This is a genomic window from Granulicella sibirica (assembly GCF_004115155.1).
Classification (GTDB): Bacteria; Acidobacteriota; Terriglobia; order Terriglobales; family Acidobacteriaceae; genus Edaphobacter; species Edaphobacter sibiricus.
Genome location: NZ_RDSM01000004.1, coordinates 42,739 through 69,398, shown reverse-complemented (window position 1 = coordinate 69,398; position 26,660 = coordinate 42,739). Strand labels below are relative to the sequence as shown.

At 60.9% G+C, this 26,660-nt stretch carries 16 protein-coding genes and 4 tRNA genes; 12 read left to right on the top strand and 8 right to left on the bottom strand.

Annotation, left to right across the window (positions count from 1 at the left end):
- Positions 1-17 precede the first annotated feature (17 nt).
- Genes GRAN_RS21855 through GRAN_RS21845 form a run of 3 tightly spaced genes read right to left on the bottom strand, consistent with a single transcriptional unit; the run spans position 18 to position 7,254 of the window.
- Positions 18-2,228, bottom strand: coding sequence for a TolC family protein (locus GRAN_RS21855; RefSeq protein ID WP_241655077.1), 2,211 nt, complete (start codon positions 2,226-2,228; stop codon positions 18-20).
- The gene (locus GRAN_RS21850) at positions 2,225-4,033 is read right to left on the bottom strand and encodes an efflux RND transporter periplasmic adaptor subunit (RefSeq protein ID WP_128915201.1); all 1,809 of its coding nucleotides are present in this window, start codon (positions 4,031-4,033) and stop codon (positions 2,225-2,227) included. Before GRAN_RS21850 ends, GRAN_RS21855 begins: the two co-directional genes overlap by 4 nt.
- Positions 4,033-7,254: an efflux RND transporter permease subunit gene (locus tag GRAN_RS21845; RefSeq protein WP_128915200.1), complete on the bottom strand. Its 3,222-nt coding sequence runs from the start codon at positions 7,252-7,254 to the stop codon at positions 4,033-4,035. The genes GRAN_RS21850 and GRAN_RS21845 overlap by 1 nt, the downstream gene beginning before the upstream one ends.
- Positions 7,255-7,449: 195 nt before the next feature.
- Between GRAN_RS21845 and GRAN_RS21840 the strand changes: the two genes are divergently transcribed.
- The 6 genes from GRAN_RS21840 (at position 7,450) to GRAN_RS21815 (ending at position 16,679) form a co-directional block, all read left to right on the top strand.
- Entirely contained in the window at positions 7,450-8,502 is a 1,053-nt protein-coding gene (locus tag GRAN_RS21840) for a type III polyketide synthase (protein ID WP_128915199.1), read from the top strand.
- A gap of 205 nt (positions 8,503-8,707) precedes the next feature.
- Entirely contained in the window at positions 8,708-9,721 is a 1,014-nt protein-coding gene (gene gnd / locus GRAN_RS21835; RefSeq protein ID WP_128915198.1) for a phosphogluconate dehydrogenase (NAD(+)-dependent, decarboxylating), read from the top strand.
- Between the two features lie 120 nt (positions 9,722-9,841).
- Positions 9,842-12,811 carry an alanine--tRNA ligase gene (gene alaS, locus GRAN_RS21830; RefSeq protein WP_128915197.1) on the top strand — a complete coding sequence of 990 codons (2,970 nt, stop codon included), beginning with the start codon at positions 9,842-9,844 and terminating at the stop codon, positions 12,809-12,811.
- Positions 12,812-13,128: 317 nt separating this feature from the next.
- Positions 13,129-15,366, top strand: a complete 2,238-nt coding sequence (locus GRAN_RS21825; protein WP_128915196.1) for an N-acetylmuramoyl-L-alanine amidase — start codon at positions 13,129-13,131, stop codon at positions 15,364-15,366.
- Positions 15,367-15,407: 41 nt separating this feature from the next.
- Positions 15,408-16,550 carry a DUF6599 family protein gene (locus tag GRAN_RS21820; RefSeq protein ID WP_128915195.1) on the top strand — a complete coding sequence of 381 codons (1,143 nt, stop codon included), beginning with the start codon at positions 15,408-15,410 and terminating at the stop codon, positions 16,548-16,550.
- A gap of 53 nt (positions 16,551-16,603) precedes the next feature.
- Positions 16,604-16,679, top strand: a tRNA-Thr gene (locus GRAN_RS21815).
- Between the two features lie 90 nt (positions 16,680-16,769).
- Here GRAN_RS21815 and GRAN_RS21810 read toward each other — a convergent pair.
- Both GRAN_RS21810 and GRAN_RS21805 read right to left on the bottom strand, forming a co-directional pair.
- A tRNA-Pro gene (locus GRAN_RS21810) sits at positions 16,770-16,846 on the bottom strand.
- Between the two features lie 38 nt (positions 16,847-16,884).
- Complete coding sequence (locus tag GRAN_RS21805; protein WP_128915194.1) at positions 16,885-17,424, bottom strand: DUF4112 domain-containing protein; 540 nt, start codon at positions 17,422-17,424, stop codon at positions 16,885-16,887.
- Positions 17,425-17,501: 77 nt separating this feature from the next.
- On the opposite strand from GRAN_RS21805, the gene GRAN_RS21800 reads away from it, so the two are divergent.
- From GRAN_RS21800 to GRAN_RS25935, 6 genes are all read left to right on the top strand, one after another.
- A tRNA-His gene (locus tag GRAN_RS21800) sits at positions 17,502-17,576 on the top strand.
- 36 nt (positions 17,577-17,612) lie between these two features.
- Positions 17,613-18,404: a DUF72 domain-containing protein gene (locus tag GRAN_RS21795; protein ID WP_128915193.1), complete on the top strand. Its 792-nt coding sequence runs from the start codon at positions 17,613-17,615 to the stop codon at positions 18,402-18,404.
- Positions 18,404-19,465 carry a YheT family hydrolase gene (locus GRAN_RS21790; protein WP_128915192.1) on the top strand — a complete coding sequence of 354 codons (1,062 nt, stop codon included), beginning with the start codon at positions 18,404-18,406 and terminating at the stop codon, positions 19,463-19,465. Before GRAN_RS21795 ends, GRAN_RS21790 begins: the two co-directional genes overlap by 1 nt.
- Before the next feature lie 41 nt (positions 19,466-19,506).
- A complete protein-coding gene (locus tag GRAN_RS21785; RefSeq protein WP_128915191.1) occupies positions 19,507-20,106 on the top strand; it encodes a hypothetical protein in 600 nt (199 codons plus the stop codon).
- Between the two features lie 57 nt (positions 20,107-20,163).
- Positions 20,164-20,240: transfer RNA gene (locus GRAN_RS21780), tRNA-Arg, on the top strand.
- Between the two features lie 618 nt (positions 20,241-20,858).
- A complete protein-coding gene (locus tag GRAN_RS25935; RefSeq protein WP_241655076.1) occupies positions 20,859-21,908 on the top strand; it encodes a YXWGXW repeat-containing protein in 1,050 nt (349 codons plus the stop codon).
- Between the two features lie 198 nt (positions 21,909-22,106).
- On the opposite strand, the gene GRAN_RS21770 is transcribed toward GRAN_RS25935, so the two are convergent.
- The 3 genes from GRAN_RS21770 to GRAN_RS21760 form a co-directional block, all read right to left on the bottom strand.
- The gene (locus GRAN_RS21770; RefSeq protein ID WP_338323465.1) at positions 22,107-23,555 is read right to left on the bottom strand and encodes an FG-GAP repeat domain-containing protein; all 1,449 of its coding nucleotides are present in this window, start codon (positions 23,553-23,555) and stop codon (positions 22,107-22,109) included.
- A gap of 747 nt (positions 23,556-24,302) precedes the next feature.
- On the bottom strand, positions 24,303-25,157 hold the full coding sequence (locus GRAN_RS21765) for a hypothetical protein (RefSeq protein WP_128915189.1): 855 nt from the start codon (positions 25,155-25,157) through the stop codon (positions 24,303-24,305).
- Positions 25,158-25,382: 225 nt separating this feature from the next.
- Complete coding sequence (locus GRAN_RS21760) at positions 25,383-26,639, bottom strand: MFS transporter (RefSeq protein ID WP_128915188.1); 1,257 nt, start codon at positions 26,637-26,639, stop codon at positions 25,383-25,385.
- Positions 26,640-26,660 lie beyond the last annotated feature (21 nt).

Genomic DNA, 26,660 nt, shown 5'->3' with positions numbered 1-26,660 from the left:
CTACCAGGACTCAGCCTCTACTGCGGCAAAGTCCCGTGCACCGCGTCGTCAAGACGAATCTGGTTATTCTCAAGCAGCGTCCCAAGCGCCCGCTGTAATTCGATCTGAGCCTTCTTCCAGTTACTCCGCGCCGCGATCTCGGTCGACCGGGCCTGCGCGAGGTACGTCTCATCCTGGATCACAAGCAGGTTCGTCGAAGCGCCCACCGTCAGCTTGTCGATCTCCGTCTGCAGAAATTGCTCCTGGTACCCGGTGCTGTTGCGCGCTGCGTTGTAAGCCGCATGCGCCGTCTCGAGCGCGATCACCGCGTTCTCGATATCCTGCCGGATCGATTCACTCAGTTTCGCCGTTCGCGCCTGCACCTGGCGCAACTGCACCGTGTCTCGCGCCGCATCCGACTGCGCGATCCGGTTCCGCAGCGGGAGCGTCAATTGCACGCCCGCCTGGTAGATCGTCGAGGTCCGCAGCCCACCCAGCTCAAGGTTCTGCGGAATCGTCGGAGCCCCCGTGCCAGGCGACCCAAGCTGCTCATACGCGACCTCCGAGCTGCCCCGCGTCTGCGCATTCGCATACACGTTCAACTGCGGCAAAGCCTCATTCCGCGACGCCTGCACATTCACCCGGCCTGCCTTGATCTGCTCCTCCGCCTGAGCCAGGTCCGGCCGCCGGGAAAGCCCCTGCTGAATCAGATCCGTCACCGGAAGCGTCTCCATGAGGTCCGGAACCGTGATGTGGTCGGTCGGCACAATCTCGCTGAACGAGGCCGCAAACACCGGCGACTCCGTCCGGATCATCTGGTTCCGCAGGATAACCTCCTGCTGTCGATAAAGCCCCTGCGCCTGCACCAGGTCGAACTCGCTTGAGCTCACGAGAGCCGCCGCCCGCGTCAACTCGATCGGCGCAAGTGTTCCCTCGATCACCTGGTCCGCGTCATCCTTCCGCAGCTTCTCCGCCGCCCGCAGCGCCTCCTGCTTTACCGCAACGTTCTCACCCAGGCTCACGAGATCGAAGTAGAGCCGCGATATCCCATACACCGTCTGCTGCACCTGTTGATCGAACAAAAGCCGCGACACCCGCCGATCGAGGTTCGCGACCTTCACATACCGCAAATTCACCGCACGCCCGCGCCCGCGCAGCAAAGGCTGCGTCAGCGTCACCGACGTGCTCGGTGAGTAGAACGGATTGTTCTCCGATTGCGTCGAATAGATCACCTGCGAGTCGTTATTTCCCGTCGCCTGCAGTTGAAGCCCCGTACTGAAGCCCTGGATATAGGAAAGGTTCGCCGCGATATAGTGAAGCGGCGCCGCCTCGGTCGTCGTTCCGGAAGCCGTTCCGCTGGTCCCTGTCGTTCCCGTCGCGGTCCCCGTCGTCCCGGTGAGTGTCACCGTATTCGACCGCCGCAGATACCCGCCAGTAAGAATCAGATTCGGATCGAACAACGGCACCGCAGGCCCGGTAGCATACGTCGTGCTCGTCCCACCCTCGCCATAGTTCAGCGTCGATTGCGTCGTCGAGTTCAACGAGGTCAGATCCGTCACGGTCGGCACGGTCGGATTTGGATTCGTTGCTCCCGTATTCAGCAGCGGACTCCCCGGCCCACCCACGCCATTCGGCGGGGCCTGCACCGTATAGTCGATCCCGCGCAGATTGCCGCCACCTTTCGCCCGCAGCAGGTCATCATCCGCAAGCTGCAGGTTGTATCGTTCGACCTCTACATCGAGGTTGTTTTCAATCGCCAGCGAGATCGCATCGTGCAGCGAGAGATACAGCTTCCCATCCCGCACCAGGCTCATCAGCCGAGCGCCTGTCCCGGGAAACAACTCCGGCACCTTCGGCCGCCGATAAGGCCCAAGCAGCCCAAAGAACTCAAACCCAAGCCCCGTCGCCCGCGACCGCTCCGTTGAACTCGTCTCCGCTGCCTCCTGCCCAACGACGGGAGCCTCGGCCTGCGGATTCGGCACGGCTCCCTCGACCGGCGGAACATCAGGAGCATCCGGGACCTTCGGAGCCCCGGGAGTCTGCGGCCCGCCAACGAGCCCGATGCCACCCGGCCCACCGTTATCGGCTGGAACGCCCGCCCCCGGCACCTGCGAGTTCGTCGCCGCGCCCCCACCCGCCGTACCGGTCGACGTCCCCGCCTGCCCAAGCGCCATCAGACCCATCGCCAGCGGTAATCCGCACACCAGTCCAAGGCCCCAACGCACTCCCAGATAACGCCGCCCGATCAAGGCTTACTCCCCGAGCCGCTCTTCTTGTCGCCGCCCTTCTGTTGGCCTTTCTGCTGCCCCTGCTTCTGGTTCGCCTGACCCTGCAGATTCTGGTCCGAGATCGACTGGTCGCCATATTGGCTCGGCCCACCCGGAGGGACCGTCGGAGGCGGTCCCTTGCTCTGGTTCTGCTGCTCCATGGGCGAGGGCTTCGTCTGCACCTTCGCACCCTCGGAAACCTCGTCCGTCACGTTCGTCGCGATGACATCGCCTTCGCGCAGCCCGGCCACGACCTCAACCGACGGCCCGAAGTCCCGCCCGATATCGACCGGGCGCATTGACACCTTGTCGTTCGCAATCGTCGCCACCATCGTCTGGTTCTCACGAATCACGATCGCATCGCCCGGAACCATCAATGGCCCAGGTCCACCCGCCGTGTCGAAGGTCACAACGGCATACATCCCGGCCATCAGACGTCCATCCCGATTGTCCACCTGCACCTCAGTCAGCAAGGTACGCGTGTTCTGATCGATCGAGTCCGCCGTGCGAGTCACGTTGCCATCGAACTGTGCCGTCGCATACTGCTGGAAGTGGATCGCCGCATGCTGCCCGACCTTGATCCCTCCGGCATAGGAATCGGGGACCGACACAAGAATCCTCAACCGCTGCACCTGCGCGATGGAGAATAATGCTCCTGGCTGCCCACCCGTATCGCCTCCGCCAGTCGGGGTCGCCGAGGTAGCGGAACTTCCGCTCGCGCCAGCCGAGTTCGTCAACGCCGCGTTCTGCTGCCCCGCACTCGCGCCGGCGACCGAGGGAGAAGCCGCGCCGCTGGACGTTCCAGCCGCCGAGATAAGCGAACCAACATCTACGTTCCTCGCCGTAATCACGCCATCGAACGGCGACCGCACCTGCTCATACGATTGCAGCGCGATGACACGCTGCAGGTTTGCCTGGTAAGCCTGAACATTCCTCTCGGCAGCGGCCACGTTGGCCTGTTGCGCCAGATAGTCCGCCTCGCGCTGATCCCCATCTTGCCGCGCAAACACACCCTTCGCCACCAGCACGCGCCAGCGATCCCACGTCACCTTGTTCAGCGCAAGCTGCGTCCTCTGTTGTCCGACTTGTGCCTCAGCCTGGCGCAACTGTTGCCGCGCCTGGTCCACCTGCTGATCGAGGTCAGGGGCATCGATCACGGCAAGCAACTGCCCCCGTCGCACATGGTCGCCGATGTCGACCAGGCGTGTCTTGAGATAGCCATTCGCCCGCGCATAGACGAATGCCTGAACCAGCGGCGTCGTCGTACCTGGAACAACAAGACCGCTGCCACCCTGCGATCGCTTCACCGTCACGACTTCAATGGCCGGAACGGCATCCTTCTGCTGCTGCGCGCGTTTGTTGTTCTCCTTGTCACGGCTGAGCCTCGGAATGATGCTGAGGATGAAGATCGCCGCGAACAGCACCACGACACCAAGGACGAACCAGTAGAGAAACTTACGGGTCCCCTTCGGCGTGAGCTTTTCCTTCACATGAAGATCGTGCTTCTTCTTCCGGCTCGAGTTCGTCTCTTCGAACGACTTACCCAGCTTGCCATCGTCGATCGAGTTGGGATCCGCGAACGAGTTGCCGAGCTTTGTCTCCTCCGCATAACGAGGGTCGGCGAACGTATCGCCAATGCGCGGCCCGTCGATCGCATTCGACTGCGCATACTCCTCGCCAAGCCCGCGATCTTCAGGCGACGACTCGCGTGTAAACCGATCGCCAAGCCTCTGCTGTTCCCGCGCCCGCCGTTCTCGTTCCCTTTGCTCGAACCCTGACTCATCCATTACGCGGGCTGCTCCTGGTGTTCCGCTTCCTGTTGCTGCTTTTCTGCTTCATCAATCTCTTTGTCGAAGTCCGCCGGAGCATTCTTCTTCATCAGCGAATAGATCACCGGAACGATGAACAACGTACCCACCGTGGCCAGGAGCAATCCGCCGATAACGGCACGTCCAAGCGGAGCGTTCTGCTCGCCGCCTTCGCCCAGCGCGAGCGCCATGGGCAACATGCCGATGATCATCGCCAGCGCCGTCATACACACCGGCCTAAGGCGCGTGAAACCTGCATTCAGCGCGGCTTCGAACTGATCCCTGCCCGCGATGCGTTCGTCGTTCGCAAAGACCACCATCAGGATGCTGTTCGCCGTTGCCACGCCGATGGTCATGATGGTTCCCATCAGCGATGGCACGTTGAACGTCGTCTGGGTCGCGAAGAGCATCCACAGAATTCCGCAGAACGCACCCGGAATCGCCATGAGGATGATGAGCGGATCGAGCCAAGACTGGAAGTTCACGGCCATCAGCAGATAGACCAGCGCAATCGCGAAGATGATGCCGATCCCGAGCCGTAGAAACGAATCGTTCATCGTCTTCACTTCGCCGCGAAGCTCCATCGTCACGCCGACCGGAAGCGTCTTCTTCTGCTCGGCCATGATCTTGTTGATCGCAGTCGAGACCGAGCCGAGATCCCGGTTGTCGACGTCCGCGTACACGTCAAACACCGGCTGAATGTTGTAGTGATCGATGATGATGGGAGAAGCATCCCGGCGGAACGTTGCAAGATTCCCAAGCAACTGGCTCGAGTTCCCATTGGGCGAGGTCACCGGAGTTCGCGCAAGTGCTTGCAACGTGTCCACGCGATAGTTCGGCGTCTGTACGACCACTTGATAGTTCACGCCATTTGCCGTGTTAAGCCATTCATTTGGAGCCGTCTGCCCTGTACCCGAAAGCGAGATGAGCATGCTCTGTGCGACGTCATTCTGGCTTAACCCAAGCTGCCGCGCCTTCGATCGATCCACGTTCACCTGCATCGTGGGATAAGTAACCTGCTGATGCACATGCACATCGACGGCGCCTGGGATCGCAGCGATCTGCTTCGCCATCTTTACCGCCAGCTCATAGTTTCCCTTGTCTCGTCCAACTACCTGCAGATCGATCGGCGCGGGCAGACCGAAATCGAGGATCTGGTTCGTGATGTTGGCCGGCGTAAAAAAGAACTCCCCGTCCGGAAACTTCTTTGCCAGGTCCTCGCGCAGAAGCCGCATGTACTTCGTCGTGTCCCGCTTGCCGGGTTTGAGCGCGATCAGGATCTCTCCATCGGAGTTCGAGATCGTCGCGCTGCTTCCGAACGCAAGGTTGATACCGCTATTCGGAAGACCAATGTTGTCCAGCAGAAGCTCGACCTCATCGGTCGGAATGACCGCCCGGATCTCTTTATCGACCTTTGCGAAGTAAAGCTCCGCATCCTCGATACGCAGGCCCTGCGGTGGGTTCACATGCAGACGCATCTGGCCGGAATCGACGTACGGAAAGAAATCCTCTCCGATCATGAACACAAGCGGCAGGCTGCACACGACGAACACGGTGAAGAGCGTCAGCGTGATCACCGGGTTCAGCAGGCACCACTCCAGCGTGTCCTTATAGTGATGGCGCATCTTCTCGAACTGCCGGTCGAACTTCGAGTGCCAGCGCCAGACCCAGTTCGTCTTCTCTTCCTTCTCTGCCGCGCCTTCATCCTGGTAGAGGAAGATCTCGGCCGGAAGCAGGAAATGCATCATCGTCGGCACAAGCGTGCGCGAGAGGAAGTAGGACGCCATCATGGCGAAAGCCACAGCCATCGCCAGCGGGGTAAAGAGGTACTTTGCCGCGCCGCTCAAAAGCAACACGGGAAGGAACACAATACAGATAGATAGCGTCGAGACAAACGCCGGGGCCGCCACCTGCTGGGCCGAGTCCAGAATCGCCCGCACCAGCGGTTTCTTCTCCGACATATTCCGGTGCGTGTTCTCGATCTCGACCGTCGCATCGTCGACCAGGATGCCGACCGCAAGAGCAAGCCCGCCTAGGGTCATCACGTTGATCGTCTCGCCAAACGCCGTCAGGATGATCAGTGACGTTGCGATCGACAGCGGGATCGATGTGCACACGATCAACGTGCTGCGCCAGCTGCCCAGAAAAAGCAGGATCATCAGGCCAGTCAGCCCGGCGGCAATAGTCGCCTCGCGAACCACCTCGTAAATCGAACTCCGCACGAAGGTCGACTGATCGAAGAGAGGAGTAATCGTCAAAGCCGGAGGCAGCCCAGCCTTCACTTTCGGAATTGCCTCCTTGATTCCTTTCACGATATCGAGCGTGCTGGTCTCACCGTTCTTTAGAACCGTGAGCAGAGCCCCGCGCTTCCCATCCTGCCGCACCACGTTTGTCTGGATCGCGAATCCCTGGTGTACCTGCGCCACATCCTTGAGGTAAACGACCGCTCCGTTTGAAGCCCTCACCGGCAAATCGTTCAATGCCGAGATCGTCGACGTACTGCTGTTCAGCCTGACGACAAACTCCCGATCACCCAACCGCGCCGTACCCGCAGGCAAAATCAGGTTCTGCTGCGCCACCGCCGTCGATACATCCGTCGCCGCAAGGTGATGCGCGAACATCAGGTTCGGGTCGGTATCGACCATCACCTGCCTTACCTTGCCGCCGTAAGGCAGGGGAATCGACGCACCCTGCACATTCGAAAGGCGTGGCCGAATGAAGCTCAGTCCAAGATCGTACAGATCTGCTTCCGTCAGCCCGTTCCCACCCAGCGCCAACTGCACAATCGGAACTGTCGACGCGTCGTATTTCAGGATCGCCGGAGGCGTAATCCCTGGAGGCAACACGCGCAGCACCGTCTGCACAATTGCCGTTATCTGGCTCATCGCCAGATCCACTTTCACGGTCGGCTGAAAGAACACCTTGATGACCGCAACACCCTGGTAGCTCTCCGACTCCTGGTGCTCGATGTCGTTGACTGTCGTCGTCAGTGCGCGCTCGCACACCGAGATAACGCGGCCCTCCATCTCATTCGGCGTCAGCCCCGTGTACGTCCAGACGATCGTAACGACTGGAATATTAATCGCCGGAAAGATATCCTTCGGTGCTTCGATCGCCGACCCAATCCCAAGCAGAAGGATCAACAGAGACAAGACCACAAACGTGTAAGGACGCCGCAGCGCCAGTACGACAATCCACATGTTCCCTCTGAACCTTCAGATGACGGTCTTTGACTCTGTTACTCAGACGCTCAAACCCACCTGAAGGACGCCTTAAGTTCCCACCCTCCGTTTCCTCACCCCATCGTGCCCGGAAAACCTTCACCACACACAAATCAAATGACGCTTCCCTGACAAAGCCCCCGCAGCCGCGCGTTACCCTCCTCGCAGAGCCAAATGCACATCACATCTGTCGGCACCGCCTTCCCCCCGTACCGCTACTCCCAGACCGAGATCGCCGAAGCCCTCCGCCAACGCTGGCAAGACCGCCTCCCCGAACCCCGCCTCCTCACCCGGCTCCACGCCAACTGCGGCGTCGACCACCGCGCCTTCGTCTTCCCCCTCGGCCACTACCCCACCCTGCGCGGCTTCGGCCAGACCAACAACGCCTGGATCGACCACGCCGTCACCCTCGGCCGCCAGGCCATCGAAGCCGCCCTCGCCCCCACCGGCCTCACCCCCGCGGATGTCTCCGCCATCTTCTTCACCTCCGTCACCGGCATCGCCAGCCCCACCATCGACGCCCGCCTCATCAACCAGCTTCCCTTCCCCCCGAGCATCAAGCGCACCCCCATCTTCGGCCTCGGCTGTGTCGCCGGGGCCGCCGGCATCGCCCGCGCCACCGACTACCTCCGCGCCTTCCCCCGCGAGCACGTCCTCCTGCTCTCCGTCGAGCTCTGCTCCCTCACCTGGCAGGACGACGACCAGTCCATCGCCAACCTCATCTCCACCGGCCTCTTTGCCGACGGAGCCGCCGCCGTCCTCCTCTCCGGTGACGAAACACCCAACCCAAGCGGCCCCCGCGTCCTCGCCACCCGTTCCACCTTCTACCGCCACACCGAACACGTCATGGGCTGGGACATCGGCGACCTCGGCTTCAAGATCGTCCTCTCCCCCGATGTCCCCAAGGTCGTTCTCGAAAACCTCCACGCCGACGTCGACACCTTCCTCGCCGAAAACCAACTCACCCAGCCCGACATCGCCTCCTGGATCTTCCACTCCGGCGGCCCCAAGGTCCTCGAAGCCGTCGAGACCGCCCTGTCCCTCGATAAGGACGCCCTCGCACCAAGCTGGAAGAGCCTCCGCGAGCACGGCAATCTCTCCGCCGCCTCCGTCCTCACCGTGCTCGAGCAGTACCTCACCCAGCACCCCGGCGCGCCCGGCTCCTACAGCATTCTCGCCGCCATGGGCCCCGGCTTCTGCCTCGAACTCGTCCTTCTCCGCTGGTAGGCCATCAGCCCAAATCGCCGGGACTTTGCAATTCCAGCCGTCACCCCGCAGCCCTCCCGCCGTGTTCGCGGAACAGTGGCGTCCGCCTTTGTGTTATTTACAAAAGAATGGTTGGCGTTTTGAAACGCCAGCATAGATAATTCGACATCCAAGGGAAGACAGCCGCGATGGGAGCTGCAAGATCCACGCGCCGCGAAAGGAAAGTATGCAAATTGGAATGGTAGGGTTGGGACGGATGGGCGCGTCGATGGTCACACGGCTTCAGAAAGCCGGCCACGACTGTGTTGTTTTCGACATGAGCGAAGCCGCGATGGATAAGTCGGTCCAGGGTGGGTCCACCAAGACCTCCTCCATCGAAGACATGGTCAGCAAGCTCCAGGCACCCCGCGCCATCTGGCTCATGGTCCCCGCCGCCATCGTCGAGAAAGAAGTTCAGCTCCTCAAGACCCTCCTTTCCGAGGGCGACATCGTCATCGACGGCGGCAACTCCTACTACATCGACGACCTTCGCCGCTCCGCTGAGCTCGCACCATCCGGAATCGAATACGTCGACGTCGGTACCAGCGGCGGCGTGTGGGGCGCGGAACGCGGCTACTGCCTCATGATCGGCGGCTCCGACAAGGCCGTCACCTACCTCGATCCCATCTTCAAATCCCTCGCCCCCGGCAAGGGAGATATCGAAACCACCGCCGGCCGCCCCGCAGGCAAGGGAACCGCCGAAGAGGGCTATCTTCACTGCGGCCCCGTCGGCGCAGGCCACTTCGTCAAGATGGTTCACAACGGCATCGAGTACGGCATGATGGCCGCCTACGCCGAGGGCTTCAACATCCTCCACGCCGCCAACATCGGCAAGAAGGAAGGCGGCAAGATCGACGCCGAGACTACGCCTCTCCGCAATCCCGAACACTACATGTACGATATTCCCCTCCCGGAGGTTGCCGAGGTCTGGCGTCGCGGCAGCGTCGTCTCCTCCTGGCTCCTCGACCTCACCGCCATCGCTCTGCTTGAGTCGCCCGACCTCGCCGATTATGGCGGACGCGTCTCCGACTCCGGCGAAGGCCGTTGGACCCTCCTCGCCGCCATCGACGAGGGCGTTCCCGTCGATGTCCTCAGCGCATCCGTCTTCTCGCGCTTTTCCTCGCGCGGCGAAGCCACCTACGCCAACAAGCTCCTCTCCGCCATGCGCTTCCAGTTCGGCGGACATAAAGAAGGCAAGTAGCCACAAGGCAATACAGAGACAACGCCCCGGCCGCCTCACGCAGGCAGCCGGGGCTTTTCTTTCGCCCGCCATCCGCCGCGATGACCCCAGCCACATCGATAACCCCTGTAAACTACCCAGATGAACTACCGTTCCGGCACTCAGATCCGTGAAGACTTCCTGCGCTTCTTCGAGGGCAAGCAGCACCGCCGCGTGCACTCCTCCTCGCTCGTCCCCCAGAACGACCCGACGCTGCTCTTCACCAACGCCGGCATGAACCAGTTCAAGGACGTCTTCCTCGGAGCCGAACGCCGCGACTACTCCCGCGCCGCGACCAGCCAGAAGTGCGTCCGCGCCGGAGGCAAGCACAACGACCTCGAAAACGTCGGCTTCACCCGCCGCCACCACACCTTCTTCGAGATGCTCGGCAACTTCAGCTTCGGCGACTACTTCAAACGCGAAGCCATCGCCTACGCCTGGGAACTCCTCACCTCGCCCGACTGGTTCGGCATCGACAAGAACCGCCTCTACGTCACCATCTTCGAGGGCGACCAGCAGGTCTCGCGCGACGACGAAGCAGAACGTCTCTGGATCGAAACCGGCGTCCCCAAGAACCGCATCTTCGAGATGCCCGGCAAGGACAACTTCTGGCAGATGGGCGAGACCGGTCCCTGCGGCCCATGCTCGGAGATCTTCTACGATCTCGGCGTCGAAGCATCTGAAACCGGAGAGGACAAGCCCTTCCCCCACGACGACCAGCGCTACGTCGAGATCTGGAACCTCGTCTTCATGCAGTTCGACCGCACCGTCACCCCCGAAGGCCCCCACCTCACGCCGCTCCCGGAGCCATCGATCGACACCGGCATGGGCCTGGAGCGCGTAGCCTGCGTCCTGCAAGGCGTCCTCTCGAACTACCAGACCGACCTCTTCACCCCCCTGATCGCCCGCGCCGCCGAACTCACCAACTTCACAGCCATATCCAATGACCTGGGTGCCCCACCTTCGCCGACAGTCGTATCGTCGGCTAAGGTGGGATCCCCAAACAGCCCGACCCTCATCGAAGCCGCCGTCTCCGACGCCAAGGGCTTCGCCAGCCTCCGCATCATCGCCGACCACGCCCGCGCCGCCACCTTCCTCATCTCGGACGGCGTCCAACCCGCGAACGAAGGCCGAGGCTACGTCCTCCGCAAGATCCTCCGCCGAGGCATCCGTCACGGTCGCCTGCTGGGCCAGGAAAAGCCCTTCATGCACGAGATGGTCTACGCCGTCCGCGACGAGATGCAGACTGCCTATCCGGAACTAGTCGAATCCATCGGTCGTATCGCAAAGATCGTTCTAGCGGAAGAAGAGCAGTTTGCAAGAGTGATGGCGAGCGGGTCACTGCGTGTGGACGACCTCATCTCCCAGTCGCAGCAACGGTGGTTAGCGGACATTGAACAAGGAAACCGATCAAACGCTCTCATCGACGCGTACAAGACAGCGAGTATCCAGCAGGCCAATTTCAAGGACAGAAAGTCCTTCGACCAACTTTCCAGAGAAAATCCCCAGGATGTTGCGGCGGTCTATGAGAGTTATTACCTCGTAATACCCGAAGTTCACATGCCAAGAGCCGTGGTTAGTGGTTCGGCCGCGTTTTCCCTCTACGAGACATACGGTATTCCCAAGGACTATATAGCCGATGCGATCAGAGATGCTGGGTTGATCTTTGATGAACCCGGCTTCGAACTCGCCAAAGAAGAAGAGCAAGCCCGCGCCCGAGCCTCCTGGAAGGGCGGCTCGCAGAAATCCGCCAATCCCCTCTACCAGGACCTCCAGAAGACCGAATTCGAAGGCTACTCCGCCCTCCGCGTCGACGGGGCCCGCGTCCTCGCCCTCGTCAAGGACGGCGTCGGCGTCCAGACCCTCCTTCCCGAAGAAGAGGGCGAGGTCATCCTCGACGCCACCGCCTTCTACGCCGACTCCGGAGGCCAGCAGGGCGACATCGGCATCCTCTACGCATCCGACCACCACACGCCCGTAGCCGAAGTCCGGGGCGCGACAAAGCCCGTGCAGGGAGTCTTCGCCCACAAGGTCCTCGCCCTCCAGGCCATCACCGTCGGCGACGAGGTCGACACCGCTGTCAACCACGAGAACCGCACCGCCACCGAACGCAACCACACTGGCACCCATCTTCTACACGCTGCGCTCCGCGAAGTATTGGGCAAGCACGTCAAGCAGGCCGGCTCCCTCGTCAACCAGAACCGCCTCCGCTTCGACTTCTCCCACTTCACTGGCGTCTCCGAGCCCGAGATGCAGGAGATCGAAGACATCGTCAACCGCCAGGTCCTCGCCAACGCCCACGTCGAAACCCTCGTCGACGTCCCCATCGACGTCGCCGTCAAGGAACTTGGCGCGATGGCCCTCTTCGGCGAAAAGTACGGCGAGCGCGTCCGCGTCGTCCGCATCGGCGACTTCTCGACCGAACTCTGCGGTGGCACCCACACCCGCGCCACCGGCGAAATCGGTCTCATCAAGCTCGTCGGCGAGTCCAGCGTCTCGTCCGGCGTTCGCCGTCTCGAAGCCATCTCCGGAACCGGCTCGCTTCACGAGTTCCGCCGCGACTTCGAGGTCGCCCGCATTGCCAACCACTTCGCCGGAAACTCCGACTCCCCGGCCGAGGCCCTTCGCAACCGCATCGCCTCCGCCGAGGAAGAACTGAAAAAACTCCGCCGCGAACTCGATCAGGCCCGCATGAAAGCCGCCAGCAGCTCGGTAGCCGACGCCGCCGAATCCGCCGTCGAGGTCAAGGGCATCAAGGTCCTCACCCGGCGCGTCAACGGCCTCGACAAGGGCCAGATGCGCACCCTCGTCGACACCCTCCGCACGAAGCTAGGCTCCGGCATCGTCGTCCTCGGCTCGACGGCAGAAGACCGCGTCTCCCTCATCGTCGGCGTCACCAAGGACCTCACCACCCGCATCCAGGCCGGCAAGATCGTCTCGACACTGGCCCCGATGGTAGGCGGCAAAGGCGGGGGCCGCCCTGACCTCGCCGAAGCCGGAGGCGCCGACACCGCCGCGCTCGACGCCACCCTCACCAAATCCCCCGAGGTAGTCTCCACCCTCCTCGGATAACACCAGCCTCATCGCCGTTGCCCTTGCATTTGCCGCTGCTGTTGCCGTTCTGGTTGTCATTCCCGAAAGGGAATCTGCGTCTGCACTTGCCGTCGCCGTCACCCCGCAGATTCCCGATCAGCCACCTTTTCCCACCAAAACAAAAGTGCCGCCCCCGCATCCAAGTCCCCCACTAACCCTTTTCCTTCGAAGACTTTAGGACCAAACCCCGGGAGGGGGTCAAGGTCCAGGCCCGCCGAACCGGTGTTATCGCCACGAGTACCGCCGCCCACAATTCACGCCCCTCCACACTCACCCTCAATAAACTTGAGCTTGCGATGGGGAACGTCCGCACAAACCGAGTACTACGCTGCGCCCTCTGCGTCCTGGCTCTCTGCACCTGCGCTTCTGGCGTTCCGAGTGCCGTCGCCATTGTCCGCACCACGCCTCCACGCGCCGCGACCCAGACACCCTGGGAACATGCCCAGCAATCCCGCGACCGGCTCGAAGCCATCCCCGCAGCCTCCCGTGCCAAGCTCGACTACACCCGAACCCTCGACGCCTTCCGCACCGTGTACCACGACTCCCCGCGCGACATCCACGCGCCCGCCAGCGTCTTCGCCGTAGCCGAACTCCTCGCCGATCAGGGCCGCACCCTGCATGACCCCAGATCCTCCCAGGCCGCCATCGGACAGTACGACTTCCTCATCACCCAGTACCCAACCAACATCCTCATCCCCATGGCCATCCTCGCTCAGGGACAGGTCTACCAGGACGACCTCGCCAACCCCAGGGCCGCCCGCGAGCGCTACCAGTTCCTCCTCCACACCCACCCCCACAGCGAGCAGGCCGAACCCGCCCGAGCCGCGATCGCCTCCCTCACCGCCCCACCGCACGCCCGCCCCGTAGTCCAGCCCGAACCCACCCCCGAACCACCGCCAGCCGAGTCTCCCGTGGCCACAACCCCACGCCACTCCGGCCTGCCTCCCATGGCGACCACCGCCCAGCTTACCCCGGCCCGCGACACCGTACCCAACACCGCCCAGCCCGTCGCCACCGACCTGCCCGTAGCACTCCCCGTCTCCCACGCCCCCCAGCCCACCCGCAAGCCCCATGCCGCCCAGGTCACCGGCATCCGCCACTGGTCCACCCCCACCTATACCCGCGTAGCCATCGACCTCGGCGACGACGTCACCTACGAAGCCGCCCGGGTGCCCCACCCCGACCGCCTTTTCTTCGACCTCCACGGCACTCATCTCTCGCCTGAGCTGGCTAATAAGAGCTTCGCCGTCACTGATGACGGCTTTCTCAAGAAGATCCGAGCCGCCCAGTCCACACCCGACACCACACGCGTCGTTCTCGACGTCAGCGACGTGACGGAATACTCCGCCTTCCTCCTTCCCAACCCCTACCGCCTCATCATCGACATCCACGGCCGCGCCCCGCAGCAGGTCGCCAACGACGGCTCCGTCAACGACATCCGCCCGCCCGCCACGGCAGAATCCCCGAAACCCGCGCCGAGCCAGGTGCCGAGTCCGCGTGTAGCCCAGACCCAGAAGGTCACCCTCGACAAGCCCGTCCCCAACACCCTGGCGGTCAAGTCCCCCGCCAGCACCCTCGAGGTCGCCTCCCTCAGCGATCAGCCTGGCAAGGTTGACGCCACCAACAAGCCCACCTCACGCCCCATCGCCGCCACGGTCACCGAGCCGGATAAGCCAACCGAGATCGCCTCGCTCACCACCCCCACCCTCCCCCGCAAGCGCACCAAATCTCACCTCCCGGACACCATCACCGAGCCCGCCACTCCCGCCCGCGCTGCCGTCCCTACCGCGAACGGTGAAACCTCTCTCGTCCGCGCCCTTGGCCTCAAGATTGGCCGTATCGTCATCGACGCCGGCCACGGTGGCCATGACTCCGGAACCCTCGGAGTTGGTGGTATCCAGGAAAAAGACGTGGTCCTCGACGTAGCGCTTCGCCTCGGCAAGCTCCTCCACGAACGCCTCGGCGCGGAGATCATCTATACCCGCTCCGACGACACCTTCATCCCGCTCGAAACACGCACCGCCATCGCCAACAAGGCCCAGGCCGACCTCTTCCTTTCGATCCACGCCAACTCGTCTCCCGACCCGACGGCGCGCGGCGTCGAGACTTACTACCTGAACTTCACGAGTTCCACCGACGCCCTCCAGGTCGCAGCCCGCGAAAACGCTGTCTCTGGCCAGTCCATTCACCAACTCTCCGACCTGGTGAAGAAGATCACCCTCAAGGACAAGATCGATGAATCCCGTGAGTTCGCCTCCGATGTCGAGCAGTCCCTTTATGGTGGCCTCGCCAACGGCAACGAAGGCCTCAAGAACCGCGGCGTTAAGAAGGCTCCGTTCGTAGTCCTCATCGGTGCAAACATGCCGTCGATCCTCGCCGAGATCTCCTTCGTCACCAACGATCGCGATGCCGAGCAGCTTCGGCGTCCCGACTACCGCGAGCGCGTAGCCGAGAGCCTTTACAAAGGAGTCGCCCGCTACGAAGCCGGCCTGGGCGACCCCCACACGCCGCTCGAGCGCGCTGCCAGCAACTAGCGCGGCTCACCACAACCCCTAAGTGGTAGTCTGACCCGTGTATGGTTTCCGCGACGAAATCCCGCTTTTTCCCCACAATTCTGCTGCTCGCCATGTCCATCCCGGCCATCACGCAGTCCAAATTGGTTGAGCCGCCCGCTCCTCTTCTCCCTAGCACGCTTGGCGACTTCACCAAGACCACGCCGGCTGAGGTAGGTGACGGCCTTGGAGCGCTCCCGACGCTCCCGGATGCTGCCGTACTGAAGGAAGACGGCATCAAGCGCTACGAGCACTCCGACTACAGCTCCGGAAGCGGCAAAGGCACCATCACCGCCTATCAGTTCATCGACAACAGCGGCGCCACCGCTGCCCTCTCGTACAACCGTCGCCAGGGCGCTACGCCTACCAAACACATCGGCGACGACGCCCTCACGACTCCCGAAGGCATCGTCTTCCAGAGCGGCGTCAACCTCGTTGTCGCCAAGTTCACCACTCCCCCCGCGAAAACCGCCGACCTCCTCAACGAACTCATCGCTCACCTGCCGAAGGTCGCAGGCCCAGCAGCGCAGCCACCTCTGCTCCCGACCTACCTTCCCGAGAAGGGCCTGATAACAGGCACGCCCCGCTACGCGCTTGGTCCTGCCGCCTATACCGCGATGGGCGGCGTCCTCCCGGCGAATATTCTGGCCTTCGACAAGGCAGGCGAGTCGGTCACCGCCGAGTACCAGACCCGCATCCACGCCAAAGGGATTCTAACCATCCTCCTCTACCCCACCCCGACCATCGCAGGCGACGAGGGCCGAGCCATCGAGGCATACTTCAAGGCGAATCCCGTCTCTACCGGCGTAGCGACCATCCGCCGCGAAGGGCCGATGCTCATGCTCGCCACGGGCGGCTTTACCCCGACGGAGGCCCAGGCGCTCGTCGACAACATCCACCTCCGCAACGAACTCACCTGGAACAAGGAGAAGCCTGCCGAGTTCCACGCCGAGGTCACCAAGACCGCGAGCCTCCTCACCAGCATCCTGGTCTTCTGCGGAGTCGGGGCCCTCGCGGCGATCCTCCTTGGATTCTTCCTCGGATTCGGGCGTGCAGGCATTCGGGTCCTCATGGGCAAGCCCGCGGCGAGCGAACCGGAGTTCCTCCGCATCGATCTCAGTGGCAAGCCGAACGCGAGCCTGCAGAGCGGCGAAACACCCCACTAGTCGCCAGCATTCTTTGCGCGAAGCCCGGATAGCCGATAGAATGCATAAGGCAGGCCGATGTAGCTCAGTTGGTAGAGCAACTGATTCGTAATCAGTAGGTCAGCGGTTCAACTCCGCTCATCGGCTCCACGAGATCGGGTCGTTTCTAGAACAAGAAAAGGGGGGACTGCGCTTCAGGCAGTCCCCCTTTTCGTTGATCTCAAATGTCGGTAGATGAAATGGTCGGGGCGGAGAGATTCGAACTCCCGACCCTCTGCTCCCAAAGCAGATGCGCTACCAGGCTGCGCTACGCCCCGACTCAGATTCATTTTAGCTCACCAGCTCGCAATGTGGCTCAGCGACTTGGCGTGAACTGATGCAGATCCCTTCCAAACGCGCTGAAAAGATGGACGAGAAGCCAGCCTAGAAATACGGTCGGAATGGATAGGAGAAGCGCCAATGTGAGGCAAAGCGCGGCGAGGAAGAGCCAACTCTTCTGCCTCTGCGCTCGGGGGCTCTGGAGGCTGCCTGTCAGTAGCGCATAATTTCGCCGATTCGCCTTCCAGCCGATGTCGAAGAGATTCCCAAGCACCGGCACGGCTCCTACCAGCGACTCGATACCGACATTCATCACCATCCGCGTGATCGTGACGTAAGAGACGCCACGGAGCCATGCGGCGATGATGATAATGCACGATGCAAGGCCGCCCAGGATATCGCCAATGCCGGGGATGAAGCCGACAATGCCATCCAGGCCGAACCGGATGCTCGTACCCGGAACCCGAAAATAGTCGTCGAGAAGGTGCGAAAGCAGGTCGAGGTGTTCATCGCTGGCGATACTCCCGCCACGCCGGCTACGCGGAGACAGGATTTCAGGTTTGACGGTTGTGTCCATTGACAGCCTCTTTATCGCCTGCATCTACCCATACGATGCGCTTCGCGGAGGCGGAATGCTATAATTTGACTATTGTGGCGGCTATAGTTCAGTGGCAGAACGCCGCTCTGTGGCAGCGGATGTCGTGGGTTCGAAACCCACTAGCCGCCCCAAAAATTCCTTCCTCCATCAACTGAATAGATCGAGCCATGGCCCCGAAGACCAAGATAGACGAGCCGCTTCCGCTGGCTCCCTCTCCAACCAATGTCTTCGCCGGAACCTCGGGCTGGGCTTATCCCACGTGGAAGCCGGGATTCTATCCAGCCGGTCTCGCGGCCAAGCGGTTCCTTCCCTTCTACGCCTCGCGGTTGAACTCCGTTGAAGTGAATTACACCTTCCGTGCGTTCCCGACGGCGACCATGCTCGAGGGCTGGCTTGCCGCGACGCCCGCGAACTTCCGCTTCAGCTTCAAGGCGCCCCAGCAGATCACGCACTTCAGCCGACTGCAAAAGTGTGATGCGGCAGTGGAACAGTTCATCCGCGTGCTCGAGCCAGTCAGACAAGCTGGAAAGCTTGGACTCCTACTCTTCCAACTCCCTCCCAACCTCAAGATGGACCTCGATCGTCTGGAAGCCTTCCTGAACATCCCGATCCTGCAGGCTGCAGGCAGGCCATCGATTGCGTTCGAGTTTCGGCACGAATCGTGGTTCGTCGATTCCGTCTACGAACGGCTGCACGCAAGCAAAGCGGCCCTGTGCGTCGCGGAGAGCGACGATCTCGCCTCGCCCGAAGTGCATCCCGCCGACGGCCTCGCATGCTTCCGTCTGAGACGAACCGGTGGCTACTCGGAGGCTGAGGTCGAAGCGTTCGCCCAAAAGCTCAGCGACCTCGCAAAGACACGCGAAGTCTACGCCTATTTCAAACACGAGGATGACCCGTCCGGCGCGTGGAACGCCACTACTTTTCTCAAGGCGGCGGCAGAGATGGATACGACTCACTGATGCAGGCGAGCGACAGTACCGCAACACGTTCCGTCGAAGATTCCGCACCCTTCTCCGTCCGGCCGTTCGCGCCTCGCCGATTCTTGAGCAACGGTCACCTGCAAACGATTGTCGGAAATTTCCTGCCGCGCGAAGACCGGCTACCTGCGCCTGAAGCACAGCTCGTAGAGGTCGCGCCTGGAAGCGCCTCGCAAATTGCGACCCAGGTCCTCTGTCACTGCCACTGGCAGCCTTCGGAGGTGCGAGCGGATCGCCTGACGGTCATCCTGCTTCATGGTCTTGAGGGCTCTTCGAACTCGCAATATGTCGTCGGAAACGCCAACAAGCTCTGGGCTGCGGGGATGAACGTAATTCGCATGAACATGCGGAACTGCGGAGGAACCGAGCATCTGTCGCCCACGCTCTACCACTCTGGACTCTCAGGCGATGTGCGGGCTGTGATGCACTTTTTTCTTAGCCGGGAGAGGCTCGAGCATATCGCGCTCGTCGGTTATTCCATGGGTGGAAACCTGGTGCTCAAGCTCGTAGGAGAGCTTGGATCAGAGGGTCCAAAGCAGTTGCGAGCCTCTGTGGGAGTGTCCCCGGCTGTCGACCTCGGGCCGTCGGCCGACATGCTCCATCGCCCAACAAACCGGTTGTACGAGAGACGCTTCCTGAAAGCTCTGACGCGGCGGTTTCGGAAGAAGGCCGTCTTGTTTCCCAAGGCGTTCGATCCCGCGAAGGCTGAAGGTCTATCGTCGCTTAGGGAATTCGACGATAAGGTGACAGCCTTCTACTCAGGTTTCTCCGGGGCAAATGATTATTATTTCCGTGCGGCAGCAGCTCGCGTCGTCGACCGTATTGCCATTCCCACACTCATCCTGCACGCGGACGACGATCCCTTCGTCCACATCACGCCCGAGACGCGACGGAAGATCACCGCAAACCCGCACATCCTCATGGTCGAGCCGCAGCATGGCGGCCATTGCGCATTTCTGGCTGAGCCCGATCCCTCTGCGGGCGACGACGGATACTGGGCCGAGACCACGCTGCTTCGATTCCTGCACAGCATCGTGCGCTAGCGCTATGTCCGCGGACGGACACATCCTGCGATAATCGAGAGATGCTTGCCGAATGGTCCGCTGAATGTACCGCCGACGACCCTGTCCTTGTAGTGCCCTGGCAGGATCCGGACGGGAGCGCGGCCTTTGTGGATCTGCGACAAAATCCCTATGACTTTGACCATCTTCCCGAAGCGGAGCAGTACCCCGCGCTGATGCAGGCACTGCGTGCGCTCAACGCGCCGCGCTCGCCCGTCTTCTCGGCAAAATCCGATGTGTGGGCTTTAGAAGCCGAGGAACTTGAACACCTGCAACTAAACCTCGATCTTCCCGCCCTCGATGCCGTCGAGACACGCGCCGGGTTTGGAAGTTACATCGACCTGTTATGGCGCGAGCGGACAATCTTCGCATCGTTTCATCAGCAGGGTCAGCAACTGCACCGTCTCACGCGACTCGCGGCTCCCCTCGATCATCCCTATGCCGCACTCGATTGCATTGTGCGTCCAGCCTTCGTGGATCTATCCGGGCCGCAGGAAGGGTTTTCGGTAAGCATCTACGTCCGCGCACTCGGGCCCGATCTGGACACAGCGACAGAACACTGGGCGGCGGCCCTCGAAGCGATCGTGTCGCTTCTGCGGAGCCGCGATCTAACCGCCGGATAGCAAGAACGCTGTTCCGGCCGGTCCGGAGCCGCTACAATCACGAGTGCAAGCCTGTACGGGCGAGTAGCTCAATCGGATAGAGCACCAGCCTTCTAAGCTGGGGGTTGCAGGTTCGATCCCTGCCTCGCCTACCATTTTATGGTCCCTTGACGTCCCGGTCAGTACGGGGACATCCTGACGGCCTCCATAAGAAATGGGTTGAGCAGCTCGAGTCATTGGCGACAGCAGATGAACCCGGGCAGCTCAGTCGACTCGAAAGCATCGCCCCATGCCCCTTCCAGACTGCAAAAGAAATACGAAAGACCTCGCACGAGCCGCAGCAACTCTTCAGCGGTAACGGGTTCTATCTAAAGACGAAGAGCAAGCGGGAAAAAAAGAGACCCACCACTATCCGTGCGGTGAGTCTCAAACCTGTGGTGCTTTTCGTCTAGATTCTCTGTTGAACGAAAAGGTTGCTTGGCTTGCGGGCATGGAGATTCTTGGACTCAACCAATAAGCGGAGACAAGCTGACTGGTCACCTCGATGCGGCTAGTTTCATTCGAAAAAGACCTCCAGTCTCTCCCGGTAGACTCGCCGTGCCGCTATCCGGGGCGCGGATAATATTTGATTTTGTCTGGTCAGCCAGATTGCAGGAGCCGGATCCAAAAGATACCCAAACAATGTGGAAGATAGGAAGCTTTATATGAAAACTCTACGCAAACAGCTATTCAGATTAGCCCTCCTGGGGGGATCCCTTGCCGCAACGCCTGCGATGTCTTTCGCACAATTTTCCATCGGTATCAGCATCAACATCGGTCCGCCCGCGTTGCCTGTCTACGTCCAACCTCCTTGTCCTCAACCAAACTACATGTGGACGCCCGGCTACTGGGCCTGGGATGGTATCGGGGACTACTATTGGGTTCCCGGAACCTGGGTGCAGGCACCGCAACCCGGGTACCTTTGGACCCCAGGCTACTGGGGCTATGGCGACGACGGGAATTACGCCTTTCACAATGGTTATTGGGGAACCCAGGTCGGCTTCTATGGGGGTGTCAACTATGGCTTCGGCTATGGCGGAGGAGGCTTCGCCGGAGGCGAATGGCGAGGTGGAAACTTTGCGTACAACACAGCCGCAGTCAGCGTAAACACCACTGTCATTCGCAACACCTATGTCAACACAACCGTGATCAACAACACCACCATCGTCAACAACAATCACACGAGCTTCAACGGCGGACCAAATGGAGTGACCGCGAGGCCAACCCAGCAGCAGCAAGCCTTTGCTTCGCTGCCGCACATCCAACCCACCGCCTCCCAGCAGCAGCATGAGCAGGTGGCCAAGCAAGATAAGTCGAACTTCGCCTCCGCAAATCACGGAGTTCCTGCTCACGCAGCCGTTGCCAAGCCCGTCGCGAGCGTGGCGGAGTTACAGCACAGTGCGGTTGCAGCCAAAGCCGCGCCGGGCGTGAAACCGTACGTAGCCGCGCCGTCCCGTCCAGCGACTGCGGGACCAAAGACCGGCTCGCCCCAGCCTGCGGCCAAGACCTCCAACCCTCCCGCTGCAGTTCACCCGGCCCCAGAGGCTAAACCGGCCCAAGCTCCTGCTACCCGGCCAGGCCAAGCAACACCTGTAAAGCCACTCCCAGGAGCAAGACCTGCAGAGCAGTCCCCACGCCCAGGAACTGAACCGGCTCCACGGCCCCAAACTGCTCCAGTATCAAAGCCCGCTCCAAAAGCTGCACCTAGGCCGCCAGCCCCTAAGACGGCTCCGCATCCCGCCCCTCCGAAGGAGACCCCACCAGAACGCAAACCAGAGGCGTAGATGCCTCGCGCTCCAAAATGATGCGGACTGGCTGAGAACATTTGATCCCGGCCAGTCCAAATCAGATTTCTAAAACCTTCAGAAGACTAGGTTCCGCATCACCCGGCTATCACGCCTCGTGACGATTGGAATGCGAACCGGTTCGCCTAGACTCAAACACAATGTCATGTAGCCCGCAGGGAGCATGGCTCCTCAGCACTATTGCGCCTGTAGTCCAAGGGTTCCCGAGGTGCTTGAGTTATACGGGGACGACAATGCGCTTGCCGCTTGAACAGAGTGCGTTCCTGAGCCGCTAATAGAAACCCCGCTCAGCGATGCTTGTGCCGTCTCTGTTACCTTATCGAGCAGCACGCCCGGTCCAAGAATCAGATCTGGGTTACCGTCGCCATTCATATCGGCGCTCAAAATGAAGTACTCAGACGCGCCCTCAAAGATGCGGCCGGGAATCGGAAGGTCTGTCGAAACGAATGTCCCTTGCCCGGTTCCGAACAAGACGCTCGCATAGGCTTGACCTTCGACGCTGGATGCCGTCGCGACAGCAATATCTTCAATTTCGTCCTGATTCAAGTCCGTCAAGGCGATGGCATATGGCTGCGTACTGGAGTCGAATGCAATGTCGGGAGATGCTGTAAATGCACCGCTCCCCTGTCCAAGAAGAATAGACACGGAGTATTCAGTTGGACTGACTGTTGCGAGATCGGGCACTCCGTCGTTGTTGAAGTCGCCTGCAATCACCTGAAATGGATCGGCGCCGACTGCGGTGTTTGAGGCACTGGTAAACGTCCCATTCGCATTACCCAACAGAACCTCGACTGAACTGGCCTCGATCGCCGCAATATCCTCGATACCATCACCATTAAAGTCAGCGAGCGCCATGTTCACAGAGGCGCCAGCAAGGGGCGTGGACTTCTTGTTAAAAGTTCCGTCACCACGACCGATATAAAGCGTCACCGCGCTGACACCGTTGTTCGTCGTTGCCAGGTCTGCAATACCGTCTCGGTTGAAGTCGCCGACGACAATCGTGTTTGCATAGAGCGCACCGGGCAATACCATGGGTGATTGAAAGGTCCCATCGCCCTTCCCTAGAACAATAACTAACTTTGCGTCGGTGTAACTGACCGCTGCAATATCCTGGAAGCCATCGCCGTTGAAATCTCCCACAGCGAACTGACCGACGTTGTAGCCGACCGGGATGCTGGTTCTGGTTGCCAGGAAACCGCCGGCACCATCACCCAGTAGGATCGCTATACTGTCCGTCGATTCCGCACCTGCAAGGTCAGGAATTCCATCACCGTTGAAATCTCCAAGCGCGGATGGAGCTGGAAGGTTTGTGCTGCCAGAAGCGACTGCCAGCGATAGACCGGGCGTGCTGCTGCCGATTGCGCTGCTTCCAAGGCTTTCATTGTTCGCACCGAGGTCGGTAAAGGTTACGGTGCCGCTCAGAGACGCCGTTGAGCCGCTGCCAACGACCGTTGCATTCAGCGTGTAGTCACCCGGATTTCCGGTCGCGGCAAGCGTCGTTGTCGTAGGAAACTTCCCAGTTACCGTCAAAGTCTGCGCGGAGGAAAGGCTCGATTGATACTCCTTTGCTATTCCGAGGAACTCCGCCCGGTAAGATCGCACCCCAATCCCCGGAACGATGGTCAAAGTAGCCGCTCCGGAGCTTGTCAGTTGGGCAACTCCTAGTTGATGAAGATCGTTGCACACAGATAGCGACGCATCGCAAAAGCGCACCCGCCCGGTGGTAAGAGCCGCAGTAGGACTCTGGACCTGAGCCACTAACTGGACTGCTGTTTTGCGGGGAACCCGGGTCACGTCGGCTCCGTTTGCTTCCACGAGGAGGAGCGTACTGGTCGGAAGAGGGGCTGAAGCCATTGCCCTTGGAAAAGGAACAACCATGCAGACGCCGATTGTTACTCCAAGCCTTAGAAACTCTGAAGGACCTTTCCTATCGAACATGGCGAAACTCCTCGGCGCGCTTCGTTGCGAGCGTGTTCGGTTGATCGGATAACCTCAGCTAATCGCGACGCCCGCAGCGAGTGCAGAGCGAAGCTCCTCCTGTGCAGACGAGGGTGATGCTTGCATGCACCCATCGCATAGGCGGCTGCCATCCTACAGCTTGGCGTACAGGTTGTAAACAGACCTGATCGAATGCGACCAACGCATTCGCAGACGCGATACTTGTTGCTCTTAATGCGCCGAGTCGGGTCCCTTCAAGCATTTACCCGTCTCTCCCTGGTTCGTTAGCCGCATCTCTTCATAGATGCCATCTGCAGCAAAGAGAGAGGTCGCCCCCTTAATAGACGCAGCTTACAGCCGCAGAGGGGCCGCGGAGGACTCGCGAACTCCGCGCATCTCTTCTTCTACCAAAGCCAAATTTTAGCTTTTGGTGGGTCAGGGTTGAAGAAGCGCCTCAACCTTTTCCGTTCCTGTGTTCTCGCCGATGCTGATTGCAACAGTGATCGGATTAGTCAGGGGGCTAAGGTCGGCTCCGCGTGCGGTGCCGATGAGGGTATAGGTGTCAGTCGAGCAGGTATTCGCACTCGGGGGACTAAGTTCCCGAAGGACGAATTCAATACTCACTCCGTCAATCGATCCCTTGTAAAGATAGCCAACGCGGCTCGCTTGAAAGGACCCGGCCGGAATGGTTACATGGAATGTGCCAGCTGCGATCGAGACCCGCTGGGTGGACGGATCGATGATGCCACCGGGACCCGGGGAGAACGTCGCTTCGAGGATGAGGCTGTCGGTTCTATGAGTATCTACGATCGCCTCAAGGGCGGCGCTCAGTTTGCAGAATGGTACGGCAGCGGGGGTAGCCGTGAACGTACCGCTGTCATTCGGATACGGCGCAAGAGTGTTCCCGATGCTGAAGTTGTTTCCATAAGTACTGAAGAAGACTTCAAAACCTGAGCCGACAGAAGGGCCCGGAAAACTCTGATATTCGAGGTCCTTCAACGCACCATTGCTGAACGTAGCCGATGTGAGCGCGGATTCATTTGATAGATCGAAAGTATAGCTATCTACGGTCGCGCTAAAACTCGTGATGGTGTACCCGGCGTGTTCAGGGTCAGTTGCTTCATAGAACGTCGAGTTCCCGGATGGTGGCGTCTCGTTCAGAACAAGCGTTCCGGAACCTATCTCGCTTCCCGAGCTACCAGTGAAGATAAGGTTGTAGGTCGTTTCGGCACGAGCCGGCATCAGACACGCGAAGATAACTGCCACAGCAACGAGAACCCGTATGTACATGTTTAACTCCCAGGAATGCTCTGATAAGACTTGGGACTCTTCAGCACCTCAACCGTCGGTCGAAATGCAGGCATAGTCTGGCACGCTCCATGCAGGTTCGCAAATGAAAATACAGTGCAAATCGAGCTCACCTAGCCGCTCTCTCCCTGACTCTGCTACAGGCACGGCGCACTGCTTGTCATCGCGAAGCCGGATCGCCGCGCCGAATCGCCTTACTATCCAACGTCACGCATGCAGGGGCTCGTCGCTCGTCTCGCTCGTGAGAGGCCGGCGGGGGTGCTTGGTCCGGCTCCCGTAGGCGTGGAACAGTCCGGCGACGGCAATCAGGATAAGCGCCTGGGCGCAGACGCCGTTCCACTTGAAGTGGACCCACGCGATGGTCGAAAGTGCCGACCCTGCCGCCGCACCCGAGAAATACACGGTCATGTAGACCGTGTTCAGGCGGCTCCGTGCCGAAGGCACGAGCCCGAAGATCCTGGTCTGATTGGCCACCTGGGTCATTTGCGCCCCCATATCCAGCACGATGACTCCCACGGCGAGGGCAGCAACGTGCAGCGCGGTCGACATAGTGATCTTCTCTTCCACCCACAGGAAGACGTAGGAGAGTGCAAGAACGCTCATCCCGGCAGTCACGACCCAACGTGTTCCACGCTTGTCGCTGAGACGCCCTGCGATCGGAGCGACCAGCGCCCCAGCGGCTCCCACGACGCCGAAGCTCCCGGCAACGCCCGCCCCGAGGCTGTAGTGGCTGTCCAGCAGAAGGACGAGCGTCGTCCAGAAGCAGCTAAAGGACGCGAAGACCAGGGCTCCGATGACGCACGACTCCCGCAGAAGCGGTTGGGTGCGTACGAGTGTCCAGAGCGACCGCATCGCTTCGCTGTAGCGAAGTGGCTGTCGCGGCGGCAGACTGGGCATGAAGCGATAGAGCAGCGGCACGAAGGCGAGATTGAGCACTGCGGCGATCACAAAGACGTATCGCCAGCCGGTAACGTGGCTCACCCAACCTGCGAACGTCCTGGCCAGCAGGATGCCTAGAAGAAGACCGGTCATAACGATCCCGATAGCCCGTCCCCGCTGACTATGGTCGACGAGATCTGGTGCAATCGGAAGAACAATGTGCGTGACCGAAGCCAGCATGCCCGCAACAACGCTGGCCACCAGGAGCCACATCACGGTCGGAGCTACCGCGACGAGCAACAGCGCCACCGCAACCGCTCCATACATCCTCATCATGAGCGCGCGACGTTCGAGCACGTCACCTAGCGGGACGAAGCAAAGAAGTCCGACCGCATAGCCGATCTGGGTCGCCACGGTGACAAAACCAATTTGGCCAGCCGATGCGTGATAGCTCTCCCGCATCTCTATCAGGAGAGGCTGGTTATAGTAGATCGTCGAAACCCCGACCGCGCAGGCCAGCCCAAGAAAGGGCAGTGGAGCGGGACGCACGGGAGAGTCTGTGGCAGAAGTGGTTGGCTGCGTCATGCGGCAGGAGGTCCTGCCAAC

Bases quoted from the DNA above. Each gene is read 5' to 3' on its own strand.
- GRAN_RS21825 (WP_128915196.1), top strand. From the start codon at position 13,129: ATGGGGAACGTCCGCACAAACCGAGTACTACGCTGCGCCCTCTGCGTC.
- GRAN_RS25935 (WP_241655076.1), top strand. From the start codon at position 20,859: ATGTCTTTCGCACAATTTTCCATCGGTATCAGCATCAACATCGGTCCG.
- GRAN_RS21850 (WP_128915201.1), bottom strand. From the start codon at position 4,033: ATGGATGAGTCAGGGTTCGAGCAAAGGGAACGAGAACGGCGGGCGCGG.
- GRAN_RS21790 (WP_128915192.1), top strand. From the start codon at position 18,404: ATGCAGGCGAGCGACAGTACCGCAACACGTTCCGTCGAAGATTCCGCA.
- GRAN_RS21760 (WP_128915188.1), bottom strand. From the start codon at position 26,639: ATGACGCAGCCAACCACTTCTGCCACAGACTCTCCCGTGCGTCCCGCT.
- GRAN_RS21840 (WP_128915199.1), top strand. From the start codon at position 7,450: ATGCACATCACATCTGTCGGCACCGCCTTCCCCCCGTACCGCTACTCC.
- GRAN_RS21820 (WP_128915195.1), top strand. From the start codon at position 15,408: ATGGTTTCCGCGACGAAATCCCGCTTTTTCCCCACAATTCTGCTGCTC.
- alaS (WP_128915197.1), top strand. From the start codon at position 9,842: ATGAACTACCGTTCCGGCACTCAGATCCGTGAAGACTTCCTGCGCTTC.
- GRAN_RS21785 (WP_128915191.1), top strand. From the start codon at position 19,507: ATGCTTGCCGAATGGTCCGCTGAATGTACCGCCGACGACCCTGTCCTT.
- GRAN_RS21795 (WP_128915193.1), top strand. From the start codon at position 17,613: ATGGCCCCGAAGACCAAGATAGACGAGCCGCTTCCGCTGGCTCCCTCT.
- gnd (WP_128915198.1), top strand. From the start codon at position 8,708: ATGCAAATTGGAATGGTAGGGTTGGGACGGATGGGCGCGTCGATGGTC.
- GRAN_RS21805 (WP_128915194.1), bottom strand. From the start codon at position 17,424: ATGGACACAACCGTCAAACCTGAAATCCTGTCTCCGCGTAGCCGGCGT.
- GRAN_RS21845 (WP_128915200.1), bottom strand. From the start codon at position 7,254: ATGTGGATTGTCGTACTGGCGCTGCGGCGTCCTTACACGTTTGTGGTC.
- GRAN_RS21765 (WP_128915189.1), bottom strand. From the start codon at position 25,157: ATGTACATACGGGTTCTCGTTGCTGTGGCAGTTATCTTCGCGTGTCTG.